Annotated in this window: 14 protein-coding genes; 9 read left to right on the top strand and 5 right to left on the bottom strand. The window is 70.7% G+C overall.

Annotated elements, in window-relative coordinates; translation table 11 throughout:
- Window positions 1-51 precede the first annotated feature (51 nt).
- From JIG36_RS19010 to JIG36_RS19020, 3 genes are all read right to left on the bottom strand, one after another.
- A complete protein-coding gene (locus tag JIG36_RS19010) occupies window positions 52-708 on the bottom strand; it encodes a response regulator (protein WP_307872790.1) in 657 nt (218 codons plus the stop codon).
- On the bottom strand, window positions 705-1994 hold the full coding sequence (locus tag JIG36_RS19015; protein WP_203377663.1) for a sensor histidine kinase: 1290 nt from the start codon (window positions 1992-1994) through the stop codon (window positions 705-707). Before JIG36_RS19015 ends, JIG36_RS19010 begins: the two co-directional genes overlap by 4 nt.
- A gap of 337 nt (window positions 1995-2331) precedes the next feature.
- Window positions 2332-2703, bottom strand: a complete 372-nt coding sequence (locus JIG36_RS19020) for a MerR family transcriptional regulator (protein WP_203377664.1) — start codon at window positions 2701-2703, stop codon at window positions 2332-2334.
- Between the two features lie 769 nt (window positions 2704-3472).
- Between JIG36_RS19020 and JIG36_RS19025 the strand changes: the two genes are divergently transcribed.
- The 7 genes from JIG36_RS19025 (at window position 3473) to JIG36_RS19055 (ending at window position 13903) form a co-directional block, all read left to right on the top strand.
- Complete coding sequence (locus tag JIG36_RS19025) at window positions 3473-4999, top strand: amino acid permease (RefSeq protein WP_203377665.1); 1527 nt, start codon at window positions 3473-3475, stop codon at window positions 4997-4999.
- Window positions 5000-5061: 62 nt separating this feature from the next.
- The gene (locus JIG36_RS19030) at window positions 5062-6408 is read left to right on the top strand and encodes a glutamine synthetase family protein (protein WP_203377666.1); all 1347 of its coding nucleotides are present in this window, start codon (window positions 5062-5064) and stop codon (window positions 6406-6408) included.
- Window positions 6409-6410: 2 nt separating this feature from the next.
- Complete coding sequence (locus JIG36_RS19035) at window positions 6411-7775, top strand: aldehyde dehydrogenase family protein (RefSeq protein ID WP_203377667.1); 1365 nt, start codon at window positions 6411-6413, stop codon at window positions 7773-7775.
- A complete protein-coding gene (locus JIG36_RS19040) occupies window positions 7776-8540 on the top strand; it encodes a 3-oxoacyl-ACP reductase (RefSeq protein ID WP_203377668.1) in 765 nt (254 codons plus the stop codon).
- A gap of 220 nt (window positions 8541-8760) precedes the next feature.
- A complete protein-coding gene (locus tag JIG36_RS19045; RefSeq protein ID WP_203377669.1) occupies window positions 8761-9441 on the top strand; it encodes a gamma-glutamyl-gamma-aminobutyrate hydrolase family protein in 681 nt (226 codons plus the stop codon).
- A gap of 49 nt (window positions 9442-9490) precedes the next feature.
- Window positions 9491-10240 (top strand): gamma-glutamyl-gamma-aminobutyrate hydrolase family protein, encoded by a 750-nt coding sequence (locus JIG36_RS19050; protein WP_203377670.1) that lies wholly within the window; start codon window positions 9491-9493, stop codon window positions 10238-10240.
- Window positions 10241-10330: 90 nt separating this feature from the next.
- Window positions 10331-13903, top strand: coding sequence for a SpoIIE family protein phosphatase (locus tag JIG36_RS19055; protein WP_236047578.1), 3573 nt, complete (start codon window positions 10331-10333; stop codon window positions 13901-13903).
- Here JIG36_RS19055 and JIG36_RS19060 read toward each other — a convergent pair.
- The gene (locus JIG36_RS19060) at window positions 13893-14204 is read right to left on the bottom strand and encodes an STAS domain-containing protein (protein ID WP_203377671.1); all 312 of its coding nucleotides are present in this window, start codon (window positions 14202-14204) and stop codon (window positions 13893-13895) included. The two genes, JIG36_RS19055 and JIG36_RS19060, sit on opposite strands and share 11 nt — an antisense overlap.
- A gap of 186 nt (window positions 14205-14390) precedes the next feature.
- On the opposite strand from JIG36_RS19060, the gene map reads away from it, so the two are divergent.
- Both map and JIG36_RS19070 read left to right on the top strand, forming a co-directional pair.
- Window positions 14391-15248, top strand: coding sequence for a type I methionyl aminopeptidase (gene map / locus JIG36_RS19065; RefSeq protein WP_203377672.1), 858 nt, complete (start codon window positions 14391-14393; stop codon window positions 15246-15248).
- The gene (locus tag JIG36_RS19070; RefSeq protein WP_203377673.1) at window positions 15245-15940 is read left to right on the top strand and encodes a VIT1/CCC1 transporter family protein; all 696 of its coding nucleotides are present in this window, start codon (window positions 15245-15247) and stop codon (window positions 15938-15940) included. The genes map and JIG36_RS19070 overlap by 4 nt, the downstream gene beginning before the upstream one ends.
- On the opposite strand, the gene JIG36_RS19075 is transcribed toward JIG36_RS19070, so the two are convergent.
- Window positions 15941-16666 carry a nucleotidyltransferase family protein gene (locus JIG36_RS19075; RefSeq protein ID WP_203377674.1) on the bottom strand — a complete coding sequence of 242 codons (726 nt, stop codon included), beginning with the start codon at window positions 16664-16666 and terminating at the stop codon, window positions 15941-15943.
- Window positions 16667-16718 lie beyond the last annotated feature (52 nt).

Genomic DNA, 16718 nt, shown 5'->3' on the forward strand with positions numbered 1-16718 from the left:
GCTCCGCGCGTCCGGCTCGAGCATGATCCACCGGGTCCTCCGCGCGGAGGACTACCCGCCCGGGCGGACCACCCCGAGTTCGTACGCCAACACGACCGCCTGTGTGCGGTCACGCGCGCCGAGCTTGGTCAGCACGCGGCTCACGTGGGTCTTGACCGTGGTCTCGCCCAGGTGCAGCGACGCCGCGATCTCGGCGTTGGTGGCGCCCCCGGCCAGTTCGACCAGCACCTCGTGCTCGCGCGGGGTCAGCTCGTCGAGGCGGGCCGCGGGTTCCGCCCGTACGGTCCCCGGCCGCGCGAACGCCGAGATCACGCGACGGGTGATCTCGGGCGCCAGCAGCGCGTCGCCCCGGGCCACCACCCGCACGGCCTCGACCAGCGACTCCGGCGAACTGTTCTTGAGCAGGAACCCGCTGGCGCCGGCCTCGAGCGCCGCGAACAGGTAGTCGTCGCGGTCGAACGTGGTCAGGATCAGCACCGACGGCCCACCCCCGGTGGCGACGATGCGGCGGGTCGCCTCGAGCCCGTTCATGCCGGGCATCTCGACGTCCATGAGCACGACGTCGGGGGCGTGCTGGGCGGTCGCCGCGACGGCCTGGGCGCCGTCCTCGGCCTCGCCGACCACCTCGATGTCGTCCTCCATGCCGAGGATCACGCGGAAGCCCGTACGCACCAGGCGGTGGTCGTCCGCGAGGAGGACCCGGATCACGACGCCACCTTCTCTTCCGTGCTTTCCCGCTGCTTGGGTACGGCCAGGGGCAGCCGCGACCGTACGCGGAAGCCGCCCGTGTCGCCGGTCCGGTTGGCCGCCTCGACCGTGCCGCCGAGCAGAGCCACCCGTTCCCGCATGCCGATCAGACCCATCCCGCCGGTGGTCCGCACCGCCCCACGTCCGTCGTCGGCCACGTCGATCTCCAGCTCGCGGGCGAGGTAGCGGATCCGGACGTCGACTGTGGACGCGCCGGCGTGCTTGAGCGCGTTGGTCACGGCCTCCTGCACGATCCGGTACGCCGTCTGGGACGTCGACGCCGGCACCTCGGCGGCCGTGCCGTAGACCGCGAAGTGCGGCGTGAGCCCCGCGTCGCGCACCCGGTCGAGCAGCTCCTCGACCCGTTCGACACCCGGGCTGGGCGCGGTCACCGGTTCGTCGGCCGTGCGCAGCGCGCCCAGCATGCGCTGGAGTTCGTCCACCGCCGTACGGGCGCTCTCCTCGACCGCCGTCAACGAATCGCGCGCGGTCTCGGTGTTGCGGTCCATCGCCCGCCGCGCCGCCGCGGCCTGGATGCCCATGACCGACACGTGATGCGCCACGACGTCGTGCAGTTCCCGCGCGATCCGCAGCCGCTCGGTGACGACCGCCTGCTCCTCGGCCGTGGCCCGGGCCAGCCGCAGTTGCTCGGTCTGGTCGACCAGCACGGCCTCACGCCGCGCGGCCAGCCAGGCGATCTCACCGAAGAAGTAGGAGAAGCCGAACACCACGACGTTCATCAGAACCTGGCTGACCAGGGCCGAGAGCAGCGGCGGCAGCTCGCCCGTGCCGTCGGCGAACGCGTCCTCCGGGATGCCGTCGACGGAGATCAGCCACGCGACGGCGAGCCACCCGAACATCGCACCGATCACACCGATCCGCAGCCAGCGGGCCCGCGCGTGATCCCGCCCCCAGGCCCCTTCGGCATAGATCGCCGCGAAGATCGCCCCCGACGCGAACTGGATCTCCTGCGCCTCCCGGACCTGCCCCACGATGAACACGACGGCCGTGACCAGCAGGACCACATCGGGGTGGCTACGCCGCCAGATCAGCGGAAACGTGATCGCGAAGGCGAAGCCAAGATGCTCGAAGGCGCTGCGCTCGACCCCCCACACGAACTGCCCCACGCTGCGGGCCAGCATCACATAGAGCAGCGCGGCCGCCACCACGACAAGGCCGATGACGAGGTCGATGCGGCGTTGCCGGGGCGTGGGCCCAGGTCGTCGCCAGTCGTCGAGGCTGGACATGCCCCCGAGCGTGCCACACGACCAGCACAGACGCGCCGCCCAGACCCGCGCGACGCCGCAGCCCCGCCCGCGATGCTTACGCACGTCGCACCCAACGCCGGCCCACGCTAGCCCGCAAGATCGCCGAATGGCCCAAGATCGTCGGCGCGCAAGATCGCTGGAGAGCCACCGCCTCCCCCACCCTCCCGAGGGCAAGGGCGAGAGTAGGCGGTCGGTACGACAGGAACGCGCGGCTGTCCACAGGTCGCGGCGGGGCCGGGACGGCGTTGTCCACAGGCGCCCGCCGCGGTCACCAGGGCCGACGGCGCACCGTCGATGTGCAACCGGCAGGCGGATGTCAGGATGCGCTGTAGTACTGCGTTTTGGCGATGTCGGGGTGAGTTTGGGTGGGGATGTCCGCGTCGTCGTCGGGGGTCAGCGTGCCGCCCAGCTCGATGATCCGGCGGTGGGCCGCGGCCAGGCGGTCCTCGAGGGTGACGATGCGGCAGGCGGCGGTCAGGAGGTAGCCCTCGTCGAGGAGCTGGCGCACTCGCTGGGCCAGCAGCAGCTGGTGACGGGAGTAGCGACGGTGGCCGCCGTGGGAGCGCTCGGGCTCGATCAGGCCGGCGGGGCCGAGGCTGCGGAGGAATGCGGGGGTCACGCCGATCATGTCGGCGGCGCGGCCCATCGTGTACGCCGGGAAGTCGGCGTCGTCGAACGACGTGCTCATACTGCCTTCCGAGGGGTCAAACGGGTCGTGTCCGGGGTGTCCGGTACACAATCCAAGGCCCCGGCGGGTAACCGGGGCCTTGGCTTTTCAATTCTGATGCCGGCCGTCGCCGGCGCATGCGGTTGTCCGCCTGCGTGCCGCTAGCGGACCACCTGAGTGATGGGCATCGGCTGCGATCACCTCTTGTCGGGTCGGGGACGTAACGATTGCGCGTTGCTGCGGTATCTCGTCCTCCTTAGCCAACTCAGGGTCTGCGATTGCGTGTCGGCTGTGCGTGGCCGACCCAGAAACCATATGCCGATCACAGCCGGATTTCTAGTACCGACGCTGCAGATTTTTTGGACAAATCGGCGGCGTGATCCACGTTGCCGCAGGTGGGGGCGGGGGTGCTGCGCGGGGAGGGGGAGAGGTTGCCCGGCGTGGCGAGTCAGGTTGAGGGCGGCGGCGCGGGACGGGCGCGTGGCGCGGCGATGCCGCGTGAGAGAGAGGTGACCGCGCCCCGCGCCGCCGCGGGTAGGGCGTCTATGGACGCCCGAGGTGTTCGCGAACCTGCCGAGGGCCCGCGCGCCGTGATGAGTGCGGCGTCAGAACACCGGCAGGGCTCGTCCGGAAGTGTTCCGATGCCCTGTCATGGCTATGAGTGTGCCCGCGCCGATAGGGGCAGAGCAACGCAATTAACTCTGCGCATTGACTGGTGTAACAGAGCGGAGAGATCATCACGGCACGCCGTGGCCTCGGTCACAGCACCCCTTCGGTAAGGGAGCCGCACATGAGCGTCAACCCCGCACCCAGCACCGACGAAGAACGCCTTGCCCAACTCGGCTACCAGCAGGAACTGCATCGCCGACTGTCCGGCTTCTCGAACTTCGCGGTCTCCTTCTCGATCATCTCCATTCTGGCCGGCGCGATCACCTCGTACGGGATCGCCATGACCGCCGGCGGCCCGATCGCCATCACCCTGGGCTGGCTGTTCGTCGGCATCATGGTGACCTTCGTGGCCCTGGCCATGGCCGAGGTCTGCTCGGCCTATCCGACCGCCGGCGCGCTCTACTGGTGGGCGGCGGCACTGGCCAAACGCAACAAGGCCGCCTGGGCCTGGTTCGTGGGCTGGTTCAACTTCCTCGGCGAGGTCGCCGTCACCGCCGCCATCGACTTCGGTGCGGCCATCACCACCTCGGCGTTCCTCAGCCTGACGTTCGACATGGAGGTGACGACCGGGCGCACGTTCCTGATCTTCCTGGTCATCATCGTCGTGCACGGCCTGCTGAACACGTTCGGCGTCAACCTGGTGCGGTTGCTCTCGGACGTCAGCGCCTGGTGGCACCTGGTCGGGGTGGCGGTCATCGTCGGCGTGCTGGCGATCGTGCCGGACACCCACAAGCCGATCTCCGAGGTGTTCACCGAGGTCCACAACGCCACCGGCTTCACCTTCGCCGGGGCGGGCGTCTACGCCGTGCTCATCGGTCTGCTGATGGCGCAGTACACCTACACCGGGTACGACGCCTCGGCGCACGTGGCCGAGGAGACGCACGACGCCGCGAACGCCGCGCCGCGGGGCATCGTGATGTCCGTGGTCGTCTCGGTGATCGCCGGTTTTGTGCTGCTGTTCGCGATCACCTGGTCGATCCAGGACTACGAGGCGCAGCGGACCACCGACCTGGGCCTGCCGCCGGCGCAGATCTTCATCGACGCCGCTGGGCACAACACGGGCACGTTCCTGCTGTTCATCTGCATGGTCGCGCAGTGGTTCTGCGGCATGGCCTCGGTGACCGCGAACTCCCGGATGTCGTACGCCTTCGCCCGCGACGGCGCGCTGCCCGGCTCGCGGTTGTGGAAGCAGGTCAATCCCCGTACGGGCACCCCGACCAACTCCATCTGGCTCTGCGTGACCCTGTCCACGCTGCTGGTGCTGCCGTCGCTGTGGAACACGACGGCCTATCTGGCGGCCACCTCGGTCGCGGTCATCGGTCTCTACATCGCGTACGTGGTGCCGGTGTTCCTGCGGCGGGTGAACCCGGACTTCGAGCGGGGCCCGTGGCACCTCGGCCGGTGGAGCGCGGCCGTGGGCTGGATCGCGATCGTCTGGGTCGTGATCATCTGCATCCTGTTCATCCTGCCGACGGCGAGCCCGATCACGGCGGCCAACTTCAACTACACGATCTTCGCGGTCCTGGTCGTGCTGGCCTTCGCCACGATCTGGTGGTTCGCGGGCGCCCGTAAGTGGTTCACCGGGCCGAAGCAGAACCTGATCGAGAAGGCTCATCACGGCGAACAGACGATGCCGACCGAGAACTGACACAAAAATGGGGGCCGGGCTCGAAACGGGGCCTGGCCTCCCGCACAGAGGGGGACAACCTGATGGATCTCGAGGAACTGGACGTCTCCGTCGACAACGGCAGCATCGACACGGTGCTGCTGGCGCTGACCGACATGCAGGGCCGGCTGCAGGGCAAACGCCTGCACGGCCGCTACTTCGTCGACGAGGTGGTCAGCGGCGGCAGCGAGGGTTGCAACTACCTGCTCGCGGTGGACGTCGACATGAACACCGTGGACGGCTACGAGATGTCCTCGTGGTCCAGCGGTTACGGCGATTTCGTGATGAAGCCCGACTTCACGACGCTGCGCAAGGTGCCCTGGCAGGAGGGGACAGCCCTGGTCCTGGCCGACCTCGAGACCACCGGCGGGGAACCCGTCTACGCCTCGCCCCGGCAGATCCTCAAGCGCCAGCTCGACCGGCTGGCCGAGCACGGTCTCACCGCGTACGCGGGAACCGAACTGGAATTTGTGCTCTTCCAGGACTCCTACGAGCAGGCGTTCGACAAGAGCTATCGCGGCCTGGTGCCGGCGAACCAGTACAACGTGGACTATTCGCTGCTCGGGACGGCCCGGGTCGAGCCGCTGCTGCGCCGCATCCGCAACGAGATGTACGGCGCGGGGCTGCTTCCGGAGAGCGCCAAGGGCGAGTGCAACTTCGGGCAGCACGAGATTGCGTTCCGCTACGCCGACGCGCTGACCTGCGCCGACAACCACGTGATCTACAAGAACGGGGCCAAGGAGATCGCCGCCCAGGAGGGCATGTCGCTGACCTTCATGGCCAAGCCCAACGAGCGGGAGGGCAACTCCTGCCACATCCACTTCTCGCTGCGCGGCCGCGACGGCAAGTCGGCCATGCTCGGCGACGGGCCGGCCCACCTCAGCGAGACCGGGCAGCGGGTGCTGGCCGGGCTGCTGGCCACGATGCGCGAGTTCAGCCTGCTGTTCGCGCCGAACATCAACTCGTACAAGCGGTATCAGGCCGGGTCGTTCGCGCCGACCGCGCTGCGCTGGGGTGTGGACAACCGCACCTGCGCGCTGCGGATCGCCGGGCACGGCCAGGGCATGCGGGTCGAGAACCGGGTGCCGGGCGGGGACGTGAACCCCTACCTGGCAATCGCGGCCCTGGTCGCGGGCGCGCTGCACGGCCTCGAGAACAACCTCGAGCTGGAGCCGGAGACGCCGGGCAACGCGTACGAGGACGCGGCCGCCGAGCGGGTCCCGACCACGCTGCGGGAGGCGCAGCAGCTGTGGCTGGGCAGCGAGGTGGCGAAAACGGCATTCGGGGCCGACGTGGTCGGTCACTACGCCAACATGGCCCAGGTGGAGCTGACCGCGTTCGACGCCGCCGTCACCGACTGGGAGCTGCGCCGCGGCTTCGAGCGGATGTGATCATGAGCAGCGTGACTGATGTGATCAACCCGTCCACGGGCGAGGTCTTCACGACCGTGCCGTCCCTGGACCTGGCGGCGACGGATGCCGCCATCGAGCGGGCGGCCAAGGTGTTCCCGGCCTGGCGGGCCGTCGCGCCGGGCGACCGGGCCCGGCTGCTGCGCCGCTTCGCCGCCCTGGTCGACCAGCACCTCGACGAGCTGGCCGGGCTGGAGGTACGCAACTCCGGCCACACCATCGGCAACGCCCGCTGGGAGGCCGGCAACGTCCGCGACGTGCTCGACTACTACGCCGGCGCCCCCGAGCGGCTCAGCGGCCGCCAGATCCCGGTCGCCGGCGGCCTCGACGTGACGTTCCACGAGCCGCTGGGCGTGGTCGGGATCATCGTGCCGTGGAACTTCCCGATGCCGATCGCCGGTTGGGGTTTCGCCCCGGCGCTGGCGGCCGGCAACACGGTCGTGCTCAAGCCGGCCGAGCTCACCCCGCTCACCGCGATCCGGCTCGGCGAGCTGGCTCTGGAGGCGGGCCTGCCCGAGGGCGTCTTCCAGATCCTGCCCGGCAAGGGGTCGGTCGTCGGGCAGCGGTTCGTGACCCATCCCGCCGTACGCAAGGTCTGCTTCACCGGATCCACCGAGGTCGGCAAGTCGATCATGGCGGGCGCGGCCGACCAGGTGAAGCGCGTGACCCTGGAGCTGGGCGGCAAGAGCGCCAACATCGTCTTCGCCGACGCCGACCTGGAGAAGGCCGCCGCGTCGGCCCCGTCCAGCGTCTTCGACAACGCCGGTCAGGACTGCTGCGCCCGGTCCCGGCTGCTGGTGCAGGAGTCGGTCTACGACAAGTTCCTGTCGCTGCTGGAGCCGGCGGTCAAGGCCTTCCGGGTCGAGCAGCCGTCCAGCCCCACGGCCGAGATGGGCCCACTGATCTCGGCCGGCCACCGGCAGACCGTGACCTCGTACGTCGAAGGGTCGGACATCGCCTTCCGCGGGAGCGCGCCGACCGACAGCGGCTGGTGGTTCCCGCCGACGGTGCTGCTGGCCCACTCGACCGAGGACCGCCACTGGCGCGAGGAGGTCTTCGGACCGGTGCTGTCGGTGCTGCCGTTCTCCGACGAGGACGACGCGGTCCGGCTCGCCAACGACACCGAGTACGGCCTCTCCGGCTCGCTCTGGACCCGCGACCTCGGCCGTGCGCTGCGGGTCTCGCGAGCCGTGGAGACCGGCGCGCTCAGCGTCAACAGCCATTCCTCGGTGCGCTACTGGACGCCGTTCGGCGGCATGAAGCAGTCCGGCCTCGGCCGTGAACTGGGCCCCGACGCGTTGCTCAGCTTCACCGACGTCAAGAACGTGTTCATGGCAATGGGAGATTAAGTGGAGCGTCTACAGGACCGGGTCGCCGTCATCACCGGCGCCGGCAGTGGGATCGGTCTGGCCACGGCCCGGCGGTTCGCCGCCGAGGGAGCCAAGGTCGTCGCCGTCGACATCTCGGAGGAAGCGGGCCAAGCGGTCGCGAAGGAGACCGGCGGCGAGTTCGTCGCCTGCGACGTCTCCGACGAGGAGCAGGTCAAGGCCCTGTTCGACGGCGTGGCCGAGCGCCACGGCCGGGTCGACATCGCCTTCAACAACGCCGGCATCAGCCCGCCCGACGACGACTCGATCCTGGTCACTGGCCTGGACGCCTGGGAGCGGGTCCTCAAGGTCAACACGACCAGCGTCTTCTTCTGCTGCAAGTACGCGATCCCGCACATGCAGCGCCAGGGCAAGGGCTCGATCATCAACACCGCGTCGTTCGTGGCCCTGCTCGGCGCCGCGACGTCGCAGATCGCCTACACCGCGAGCAAGGGCGGGGTGCTGGCGATGACCCGGGAGCTGGGGGTGCAGTTCGCCCGCGAGGGCATCCGGATCAACGCGCTCTGCCCCGGGCCGGTCGCCACTCCGCTGCTCATGGAGTTGTTCGCCAAGGATCCGGAGCGGGCCGCGCGCCGCCTGGTGCACGTGCCGATGGGCCGGTTCGCCGAACCCGAGGAGATCGCCGCCGCGGTGGCCTTCCTCGCCTCCGACGACGCCTCCTTCATGACCGCCTCGCAATTCGTGGTCGACGGCGGAATCACGGGAGCCTATGTAACTCCGCTTTGATGTGTTTAAAGTCCCGTTTCCACGGGCATCGCCCCTGTACACCCTGGTGATCAGTGGGGTGAAGGGGTCGAATCCCCGCCCTTGCCGGTCGATCCCGGTGGGGGTGGGACAGAGGGACCCGGGCGCGGCGCCGCCTCCGCATATGGAGGCGACGCCGCGCGCCTCTTTTCCGAGCCGTTTCGGTGGTTGATCCGAAACGTGATCTGGTTACGGTGGGGCGATGCGTCCGATCATCGGCATCACGACCTATGTGGAACCGGCCACCTGGGGCGTCTGGCGCGATCTGCCCACCACCCTGATCCCGCACGACTACGTGGCCGCGGTCAGCCAGGCCGGCGGCCGGCCCGTGCTGATCCCCGAGCACGAGGACACCGACGTGCTCGGCATCCTCGACGGCCTGGTGCTGGCCGGCGGCCCCGATCTGAGCCCCGAGCTCTACGGCGCCGAGCCCGAGCCGCTGACCGTGACCCGCCCCGATCGTGACCGGGCCGAAATACTGCTCGTCCGGCGGGCGTTGGAACAAGAAGTGCCCGTCCTCGGTGTCTGCCGCGGCATGCAACTCCTGGTCGCCGCCGCCGGGGGCCGGCTGCACCAGCATCTGCCCGACGTTCTGGGCCACGACCGGCACCGGCCGGCCCCGGGCGTCTACGGCGAGCACGAAGCCTCGTTCGTCCCCGGCAGCCGCATCGCCGGTCTGATGGGTGACGACCTGGCAATCCGGTGTTTTCACCACCAGGGTGTGGCCGATGCCGGAAAGCTCACAGTGACCGGCCGCACCGAGGACGGCCTGGCCGAGGCGGTCGAGGATCCGGACCGGCGGTTTGTTCTGGGTGTGCAGTGGCACCCCGAGGTGATCCGTGACGAACGGCTCTTCGGCGCCCTGGTGACGGCAGCAAGGTAAAAGAGCGGCAGCAAGGTAGAAGACCGGGAAACAAGGAGGAAGGCACCGAATGCGCAGGCCCCTGATCGGCATGACGGCATACGCCCAGCAGGTGACGTACGGCAGCAACAACCTCATGGCGGGCATGCTCCCCATGACATATGTGCGAGCCGTGCACGCCGTCGGTGGCCGAGCCGTGCTGATCACCCCGGACGACCCCGGGACCGACGTGCTCGAATCGCTCGACGGGATCGTCTTCAGCGGTGGCGGGGACGTGGACCCGGCCTACTGGGGGGCCGAGCGGCACCCGGCGACCGAGGTCGACAAGGAACGCGACGAGGCCGAGATCATGCTGATGCGCGCCGCGCTCGCGGCCGACCTTCCGTTGCTCGGCGTCTGCCGCGGCATGCAGGTGATGGCGGTCGTCGGCGGTGGCACGCTCCACCAGCACCTGCCCGACCTGATCGGCCACGACCGGCACCGGGCCGCGGCCGGCACCGACCCGCTGGCCGCCGACGCTTCCGCCTACGGACGGCACGACGTCATCACCGAGCCCGGCTCGTTCGCGCACTCGCTGATCGGCGGGCACACCGTCGTGAACTCGTTCCACCACCAGGCTGTCGACAACCCCGGGTCGTTCACCCCGACCGGCTGGTGCCCCGACGACCACGTGATCGAGATCCTCGAAGACCCTTCCTACACGTATGCCGTGGGGGTGCAGTGGCACCCGGAGCGCACCGCCGATCTGCGCTTCTTCGCCGCGCTCGTGGAAGCCGCGGCCACCCGCTCCGGACTGAAACCGGAAGCCTTCGCCGCGTAACCACGCCGGGCACGGGCGTCCCTTCCGGTGTTACGGTGCTCAACCGTACCGGCGGAACGGTTCGCCGGTTGTTGACGCGTGGGAGGACCCATGGGCGCGAGCTCGGACGGCGCCCTTCCGAGTCAGCTCCGCACGGCGTTCGAGCGGGGCGGCGAAATGGGTCGCCGGATGGCCGGGTTCGACTGGTCGACCAGTCCGCTCGGACCGCCGGCCGATTGGCCCCCCGAGCTCCGGGGTGCGGTGGCGACCATGCTCGCCTCCCGGGCGCAGATCATCATCTTCTGGGGCCCGGAGCACTGCTCGCTCTACAACGACGCCTACATCCCGGCCATGGGCACCAAACATCCGCAGTTCCTGGGCCGTCCGGGCCGTGAGCTGTGGGCCGAGACCTGGTCGGTGCTGAAGATCCTGTTCGACGGCGTGTTCCGGGACAACGAGGCGTTCTGGGCCGCCGACCACCCGTTCATGCTCGAACGGCACGGCTTCCTCGAAGAGACCTACTTCGACATCTCCTACGACCCGATCCGCGGCGCCACCGGCTCCGTCGAGGGCATCTTCTGCGTGGTCAGCGACACCACCGGGCGGGTGCTCGGCGAGCGGCGGGTGCGGACGTTGAGCGCGCTGGGCTCGCGCCTGGCCGATTCACCCGATCAGGCGGCGCTGGCGGCCGAGGCGGTGGCGGTGTTCGCGGAGAACGCGGCCGACGTCCCGTACGCCGAACTGGTGCTCGACGACCACGAGGGACCGATCCACCCGGTCGTACGACGGGTGATCGCGACCGGGGAGACGGAGCCCGCGGCGCTGCGCAAGATCACCGACGCTCCGCCCTCCGCGGCCGACGAGGCGCTCGTGCTGCCGATCACCGTCGGCACCGCCCGGGTCGGGGCCCTGATCGTCGGGGTGAGCCGCTATCTGGCGCTCGGCGGCGGCTACCGCGACTTCCTCGACCTGGCGGCCGCGCAGATCTCCCGGGCCGTGGGCAACCTGCGGGCGTACGAGCAGGAACGCGCCCGCGCGCTCGAACTGGCCGCCCTCGATCGCGCGAAGACCAACTTCTTCTCGAACGTCAGCCACGAGTTCCGTACGCCGCTGACCCTGATCCTGGGTCCCCTCGAAGACCTGCTGGACGACCCGGAACTGCCCGCCGAGCAGCGCGAACGGTTGCAGGCCATGGAACGCAACGGCCTGCGCCTGCTCAAGCTGGTCAACACGGTCCTCGACTTCTCGCGCCTGGAGTCCGGGCGGCTGCGCGCCGCCTACCGCCCGACCGATCTGGCCGACTACACGTCCCGGCTGGCCAGCACCTTCCGCTCGGCGGCGGAACGGGCCGGGCTCGAGCTGGTGGTCGACGCGCCCCCGCTGCCGGCGCCGGTCCACGTCGACCGCGAGATGTGGGAGAAGCTCGTCCTCAACCTGCTCTCGAACGCGGTCAAGTTCACCGCCCACGGGCGCATCGAGGTGCGTGTCCGGGTGGCCGACCGCGGCGCCGAGTTGATCGTGCGGGACACCGGCGTCGGCATTCCGCCCGACCAGCTGCCGCTGCTGTTCGACCGGTTCCACCGGGTCACCGGAGTGTGGTCGCGCAGCTACGAGGGCACCGGCATCGGCCTGGCCCTGGTCCGCGAACTGGCCGAGCTGCACGGCGGGTCGGCCGGGGTCGAGAGCGAGCCCGGCGTGGGCAGCGCCTTCACCGTCACGATCCCGTTCGGCACGGCCCACCTGCCCGCCGACCGGGTCGCCGAGAGCGCCGAGAGCCCCGTCCCCGAGATCGACCCCCGCCCGTACGTGGAAGAGGCCGAGCACTGGGGGACGGGTGACGCGCAGCCGGAGCCATCGCCGGAGCCCGCCGCGACCGGACGGCCCCGCGGTCGCATCCTGCTCGCCGACGACAACGCCGACCTGCGGGACCACCTGTCCCGGCTGCTGCGCACGCTGTGGGACGTCACCACCGCCGTCGACGGCCGGGCCGCGCTCGAACTGGCCGAGCGGCAGCCGTTCGACCTGGTGCTGACCGACGTGATGATGCCGCGGCTCGACGGGTTCGGCCTGATCGCGGCCCTGCGCGCCGGCGAGCGCACCCGCGACATCCCGATCGTCGTGCTCTCGGCCCGGGCCGGCGAGGAGGCGTCCAGCGAGGGCCTGGCCGCCGGCGCCGACGACTATCTGGTCAAGCCGTTCTCGGCGCGCGACCTGACCGCGCGGGTGCGGGCCAACCTCGACCTCGGGCAGGCCCGCCGCCAGGTCCTGCACCGCCTGCGTGAGCTGGTCGACACGGCGGCCGCGGTCAACTCCGTCCGCACCACGGCCGAGGTGCTCGACGTCGCCGCCCAGCACGTGCGCGACATGGCGTCGGCCGGTCGGGTGGTGGTCACCGTCCCCGGGGCCCGGGCCGAAGTGGACGCCGGCGCCGACCCGGGCGCCCGGCCCGACGTGGTGCTGCCGCTGCCCGACACCTCCGGCGCGACCGTCGGTGAGCTGCGGGTCTGGGCCTCGCCGCAGGCCACCCCGGAACCGGCCGTGCTCGCCCAGCTGGCCCGCCTGATCGGGCTGCGGCTCGAGAACGCCCGGCTCTACGAGGCCGAGCACCGGATCGCGAGCACCCTGCAGCACAGCCTGCTGCCCCAGTCGCTGCCGCAGCTGCCGGGCATGATCGTGGCCAGCCGCTATCTGCCCGGCAGCAGCGAGGCCGAGGTCGGCGGCGACTGGTACGACGTGATCGCCGGACAGGACGAGCAGCTCTATCTGGTCATCGGCGACGTGGTCGGCAAGGGTGTGCAGGCCGCGGCCGGCATGGGCCAGCTCCGCAACGCGCTGCGGGCGTACATCCTGGAGGGTTTCGACTGCGGCGAGGCGCTGACCCGGCTCAACCGGCTCGTCGACAACCTGGGCCGGCGGCAGTTCGCGACCGTCGTGTGCGTGCGTTACGACCCGCGCGAACGGCGGCTGCACTTCTCGTCGGCCGGGCACCCGCCGCCGGTGCTGGTGCCGCCGGGGGAGCTCGGATCGTTCCTCTACGACGCGGCGCTCGGGCCACCGATCGGCGCTCTGACGAACGTCGAATACCCCACGCTCTCGGCCGCCCTGCCCACCGGGGCGCGGCTGCTGCTCTACACCGACGGACTGATCGAGGACAGGCGGATCGGCATCGACGCCGGGCTGGCCGAGCTGACCGCGGACGCCGCCAAGCCGGCCGAACACGTGGAGGACCTGCTGGACACCCTGCTGGGAAAGGCGGCCCGGCGCCCCCGCCGCGACGACATCGCCCTGCTCGCCCTCGAGACCACCGAAGCGCGCGAGTTCGTGCTGCGGCTGCCGGCCGAGCCGACCCAGCTCAGCGTGCTGCGCCGGCGGCTCGACGATTTCCTGACCGGGCACGAGGTGCCCGAGGCCGACGCGTTCGACCTCACGGTCGCGGTGTCCGAGGCGGCCGCCAACGCGATCGAGCACCCGGTCGACCCGGCCGAGCCCTTCATCACGGTGGAGGCCTCGCTGGACAACGACGCCGTGACGGTCGTCGTCCGCGACACCGGCAGCTGGCGGCCGAGCGAGGGCGGCGGGTTCCGGGGGCGCGGGCTGGCCCTGATCGGCGCGTTGTCCGAGCTCGCGGTGCTGCGCTCGCCCGAGGGAACAGCCGTGACGTTGCGGCGGGAGCTCAGCCCTTGAGCCAGGGCTGGGTCGAGAGGCCCGAGATCTCGAGCACCCGGCGCACCTGCGGTGAGGGCAGGACCGTCAGCGCGCCGGGGTAGTGCTCGGCCAGCCGCAGCAGCGCGTGGATGGCGGCCGAGTCGAAGAACGTGACGGCGTGCAGATCGAGGGTGGCCGCGGCCACGTCGTCCCGGGCGGCCGTGCGGAACATGGTCTCGGCGGTGGACATGTCGACCTCGCCGCTGACCGTCACGACGACCCGGCCCGCTTGCACGACCGCCGTGGCCGTGAAGTTCTGGTCCGCCCGCTCTTGATCCACGCTGACACGATTACACAGGGGCCCGACACCGGCAAGAACCGCCCGTTCGGGCTCAACTGAGCCGTTATCGTGCGGCCGCCGCCACACCGGCGGGGCGGGCGTCCGGCGATAGGCTCTGGATATGACCGAACCGATCTACGGCCCCGCAGGCGAGGGCCGGGAGGGCATGTCCCGGGAGGCTCAGCAATGACCGTTCGCGCCCCGCTGGCGCCGGGGAAGCAGTCGCCCTGGCGCGCCGTCCCGGCGTCGATCGTCCGCCCGGAGTACGTCGGCAAGAAGCGCCCGAAAGAGTGGCGTGGCTCCCACGTGCAGACCGCCGAGACCATCGAGAAGATGCGGATCGCCTCGCGGCTGGCGGCCCAGGCCACCCAGCTCGCCGGGGAGCACTGCAAGCCGGGCGTCACCACCGACGAGATCGACCGGGTCGTGCACGAGTTCCTCTGCGACCACGGGGCCTACCCGTCGACGCTGGGCTACAAGGGCTTCCCGAAGTCGTGCTGCACGTCGCTCAACGAGGTGATCTGCCACGGCATCCCCGACTCGACCGTGCTGGAGGACGGCGACATCATCAACGTCGACGTCACGGCCTTCCTCAACGGCGTGCACGGCGACACCGACGCGACGTTCTGCGTGGGCGAGGTGAGCGAGGAGGCCCGCCTGCTCGTCGAGCGCACCCACGAGGCGATGATGCGCGGCATCAAGGCGGTCGCACCCGGGCGCCCGATCAACGTCGTCGGGCGGGTCATCGAGTCGTACGCGAAACGGTTCGGCTACGGCGTGGTCCGCGACTTCACCGGTCACGGCATCGGCGAGACGTTCCACTCCGGGCTCTACATCCCGCACTACGACAACCCGCGCCTCGACACGGTGATCGAGACGGGCATGACCTTCACCATCGAGCCGATGATCACGCTGGGCACCCACGAGTACGACATGTGGAAGGACGGCTGGACGGTCGTCACCAAGGACCGCCGGTGGACGGCCCAGTTCGAGCACACGCTGGTGGTCACCGACGACGGCGCCGAGATCCTGACCCGGCCGTGACCGAGGTCGCCGAGCACCACCACGCCGACGTCTCGGGCGGCTGGCTGCGGGCGGCGACCTTCGGCGCGATGGACGGGCTGGTCACCAACATCGCCCTGATCGCCGGGGTCGGCGGCGGCGGGGTCGACCGCGGCACGCTGGTCCTCACCGGGGTGGCCGGCCTGGTCGCCGGCGCCATCTCGATGGGCATCGGCGAATACACCAGCGTCCGCACCCAGAACGAACAGGTCGCGGCCGAGCTGGCCAAGGAGCTGCGCGAGCTGCAGCGCAACCCCGACGGGGAAGCCGACGAGCTGGTCGGCATGTGGGTCGCCCGCGGGTTGCCCGAGCCGCTGGCCCGTGAGGTCGCCGACATCCTCAAGGAGCACCCCGACCAGGCGCTGCGGGTGCACGCGCAGGAGGAGCTGGGGGTGGTGCCCGACGAGCTGCCCAGCCCGTGGACGGCGGCCGGGTCGTCGTTCGTGTGCTTCGCCGTCGGCGCGCTGATCCCGCTGCTCACCTATCTGCTCGGCTTCGACAGCCTGTGGCTGGCGCTGGGGGTGGGCGGGCTCGGCCTGTTCGCGGCGGGCGCGGTCGTCGGCCGGTTCACGGCCCGTCCGTGGTGGTCGGGCGGCCTGCGGCAGCTCGCCCTGGGTGCGCTGGCCGCCCTCGCCACGTACGGCATCGGCGCGCTGATCGGCGTCGGCGTCTGACTATTCGAGGAACTCCTTCAGGGTGCCGTCGACCGGGCGGCCCCGCGCCGTCAGGTCCTCGGCCTGCGCGTCGAGGATCTTGCTCAGCTCCTGCACGTCGGCCCCGGCCAGCCCGGTGCGTTTGACCGCGTCGGCCTGGTTGCGGAAATAGGTGCGGCTGAGCAGGCCCGCGACCAGGGCGGCGTGCAGGCGGGCCTCGGCCATCATCACCAGCGCGGCGTCGGTGTCGTAGTACTCGGCCAGCCGCACCGCCCGGGCGTGCGCGGCCGCCGCGATCTCCCAGTCGTGCCGGGCCAGGCCGCTGAACTCGAGCGGCCGGGCCTCGGCGAGCCGGCCCAGATGGGCGTCGCGTTGCCGGGCGAACAGGCCGTGGGGGTCGTGCAGCGGTCGGCTGGTGACGAACCGCTCGGCCTCCAACGGCCAGCGCGGGGTCAGCTCGCGGGCCCGGCGCAGGCCCTCCTCGGCCGTCGTGACCTGCAGGTCGACCAGGATGCCGTCGACCCGGCGCAGCGCGGGCCGGGGACCGTGGCCCGGGCGGTAGGTGAGCACGACCAGGTTGACGTCGCTGGAGTCGTGGTCGTCGCCGTGGGCCAGAGAGCCGTGCACGCCGATCGCCTGCACCTCGGCCGGCCAGCGGTGTCCGACGACGTCGCTCAGCCGGGTGGCCAGGCGGCCCCGGGGCGAGGTGAAGTCGATCTCGTCCTGCACCCGCTCATTCTCGGGCATCCATGCGTATGCGGTAGATGTACAGCGCGTAGCTGGAGAAGGGACTTAACGG

Origin of the sequence: Paractinoplanes ovalisporus (assembly GCF_016834655.1) — a bacterium.
Classification (GTDB): domain Bacteria; phylum Actinomycetota; class Actinomycetes; order Mycobacteriales; family Micromonosporaceae; genus Actinoplanes; species Actinoplanes ovalisporus.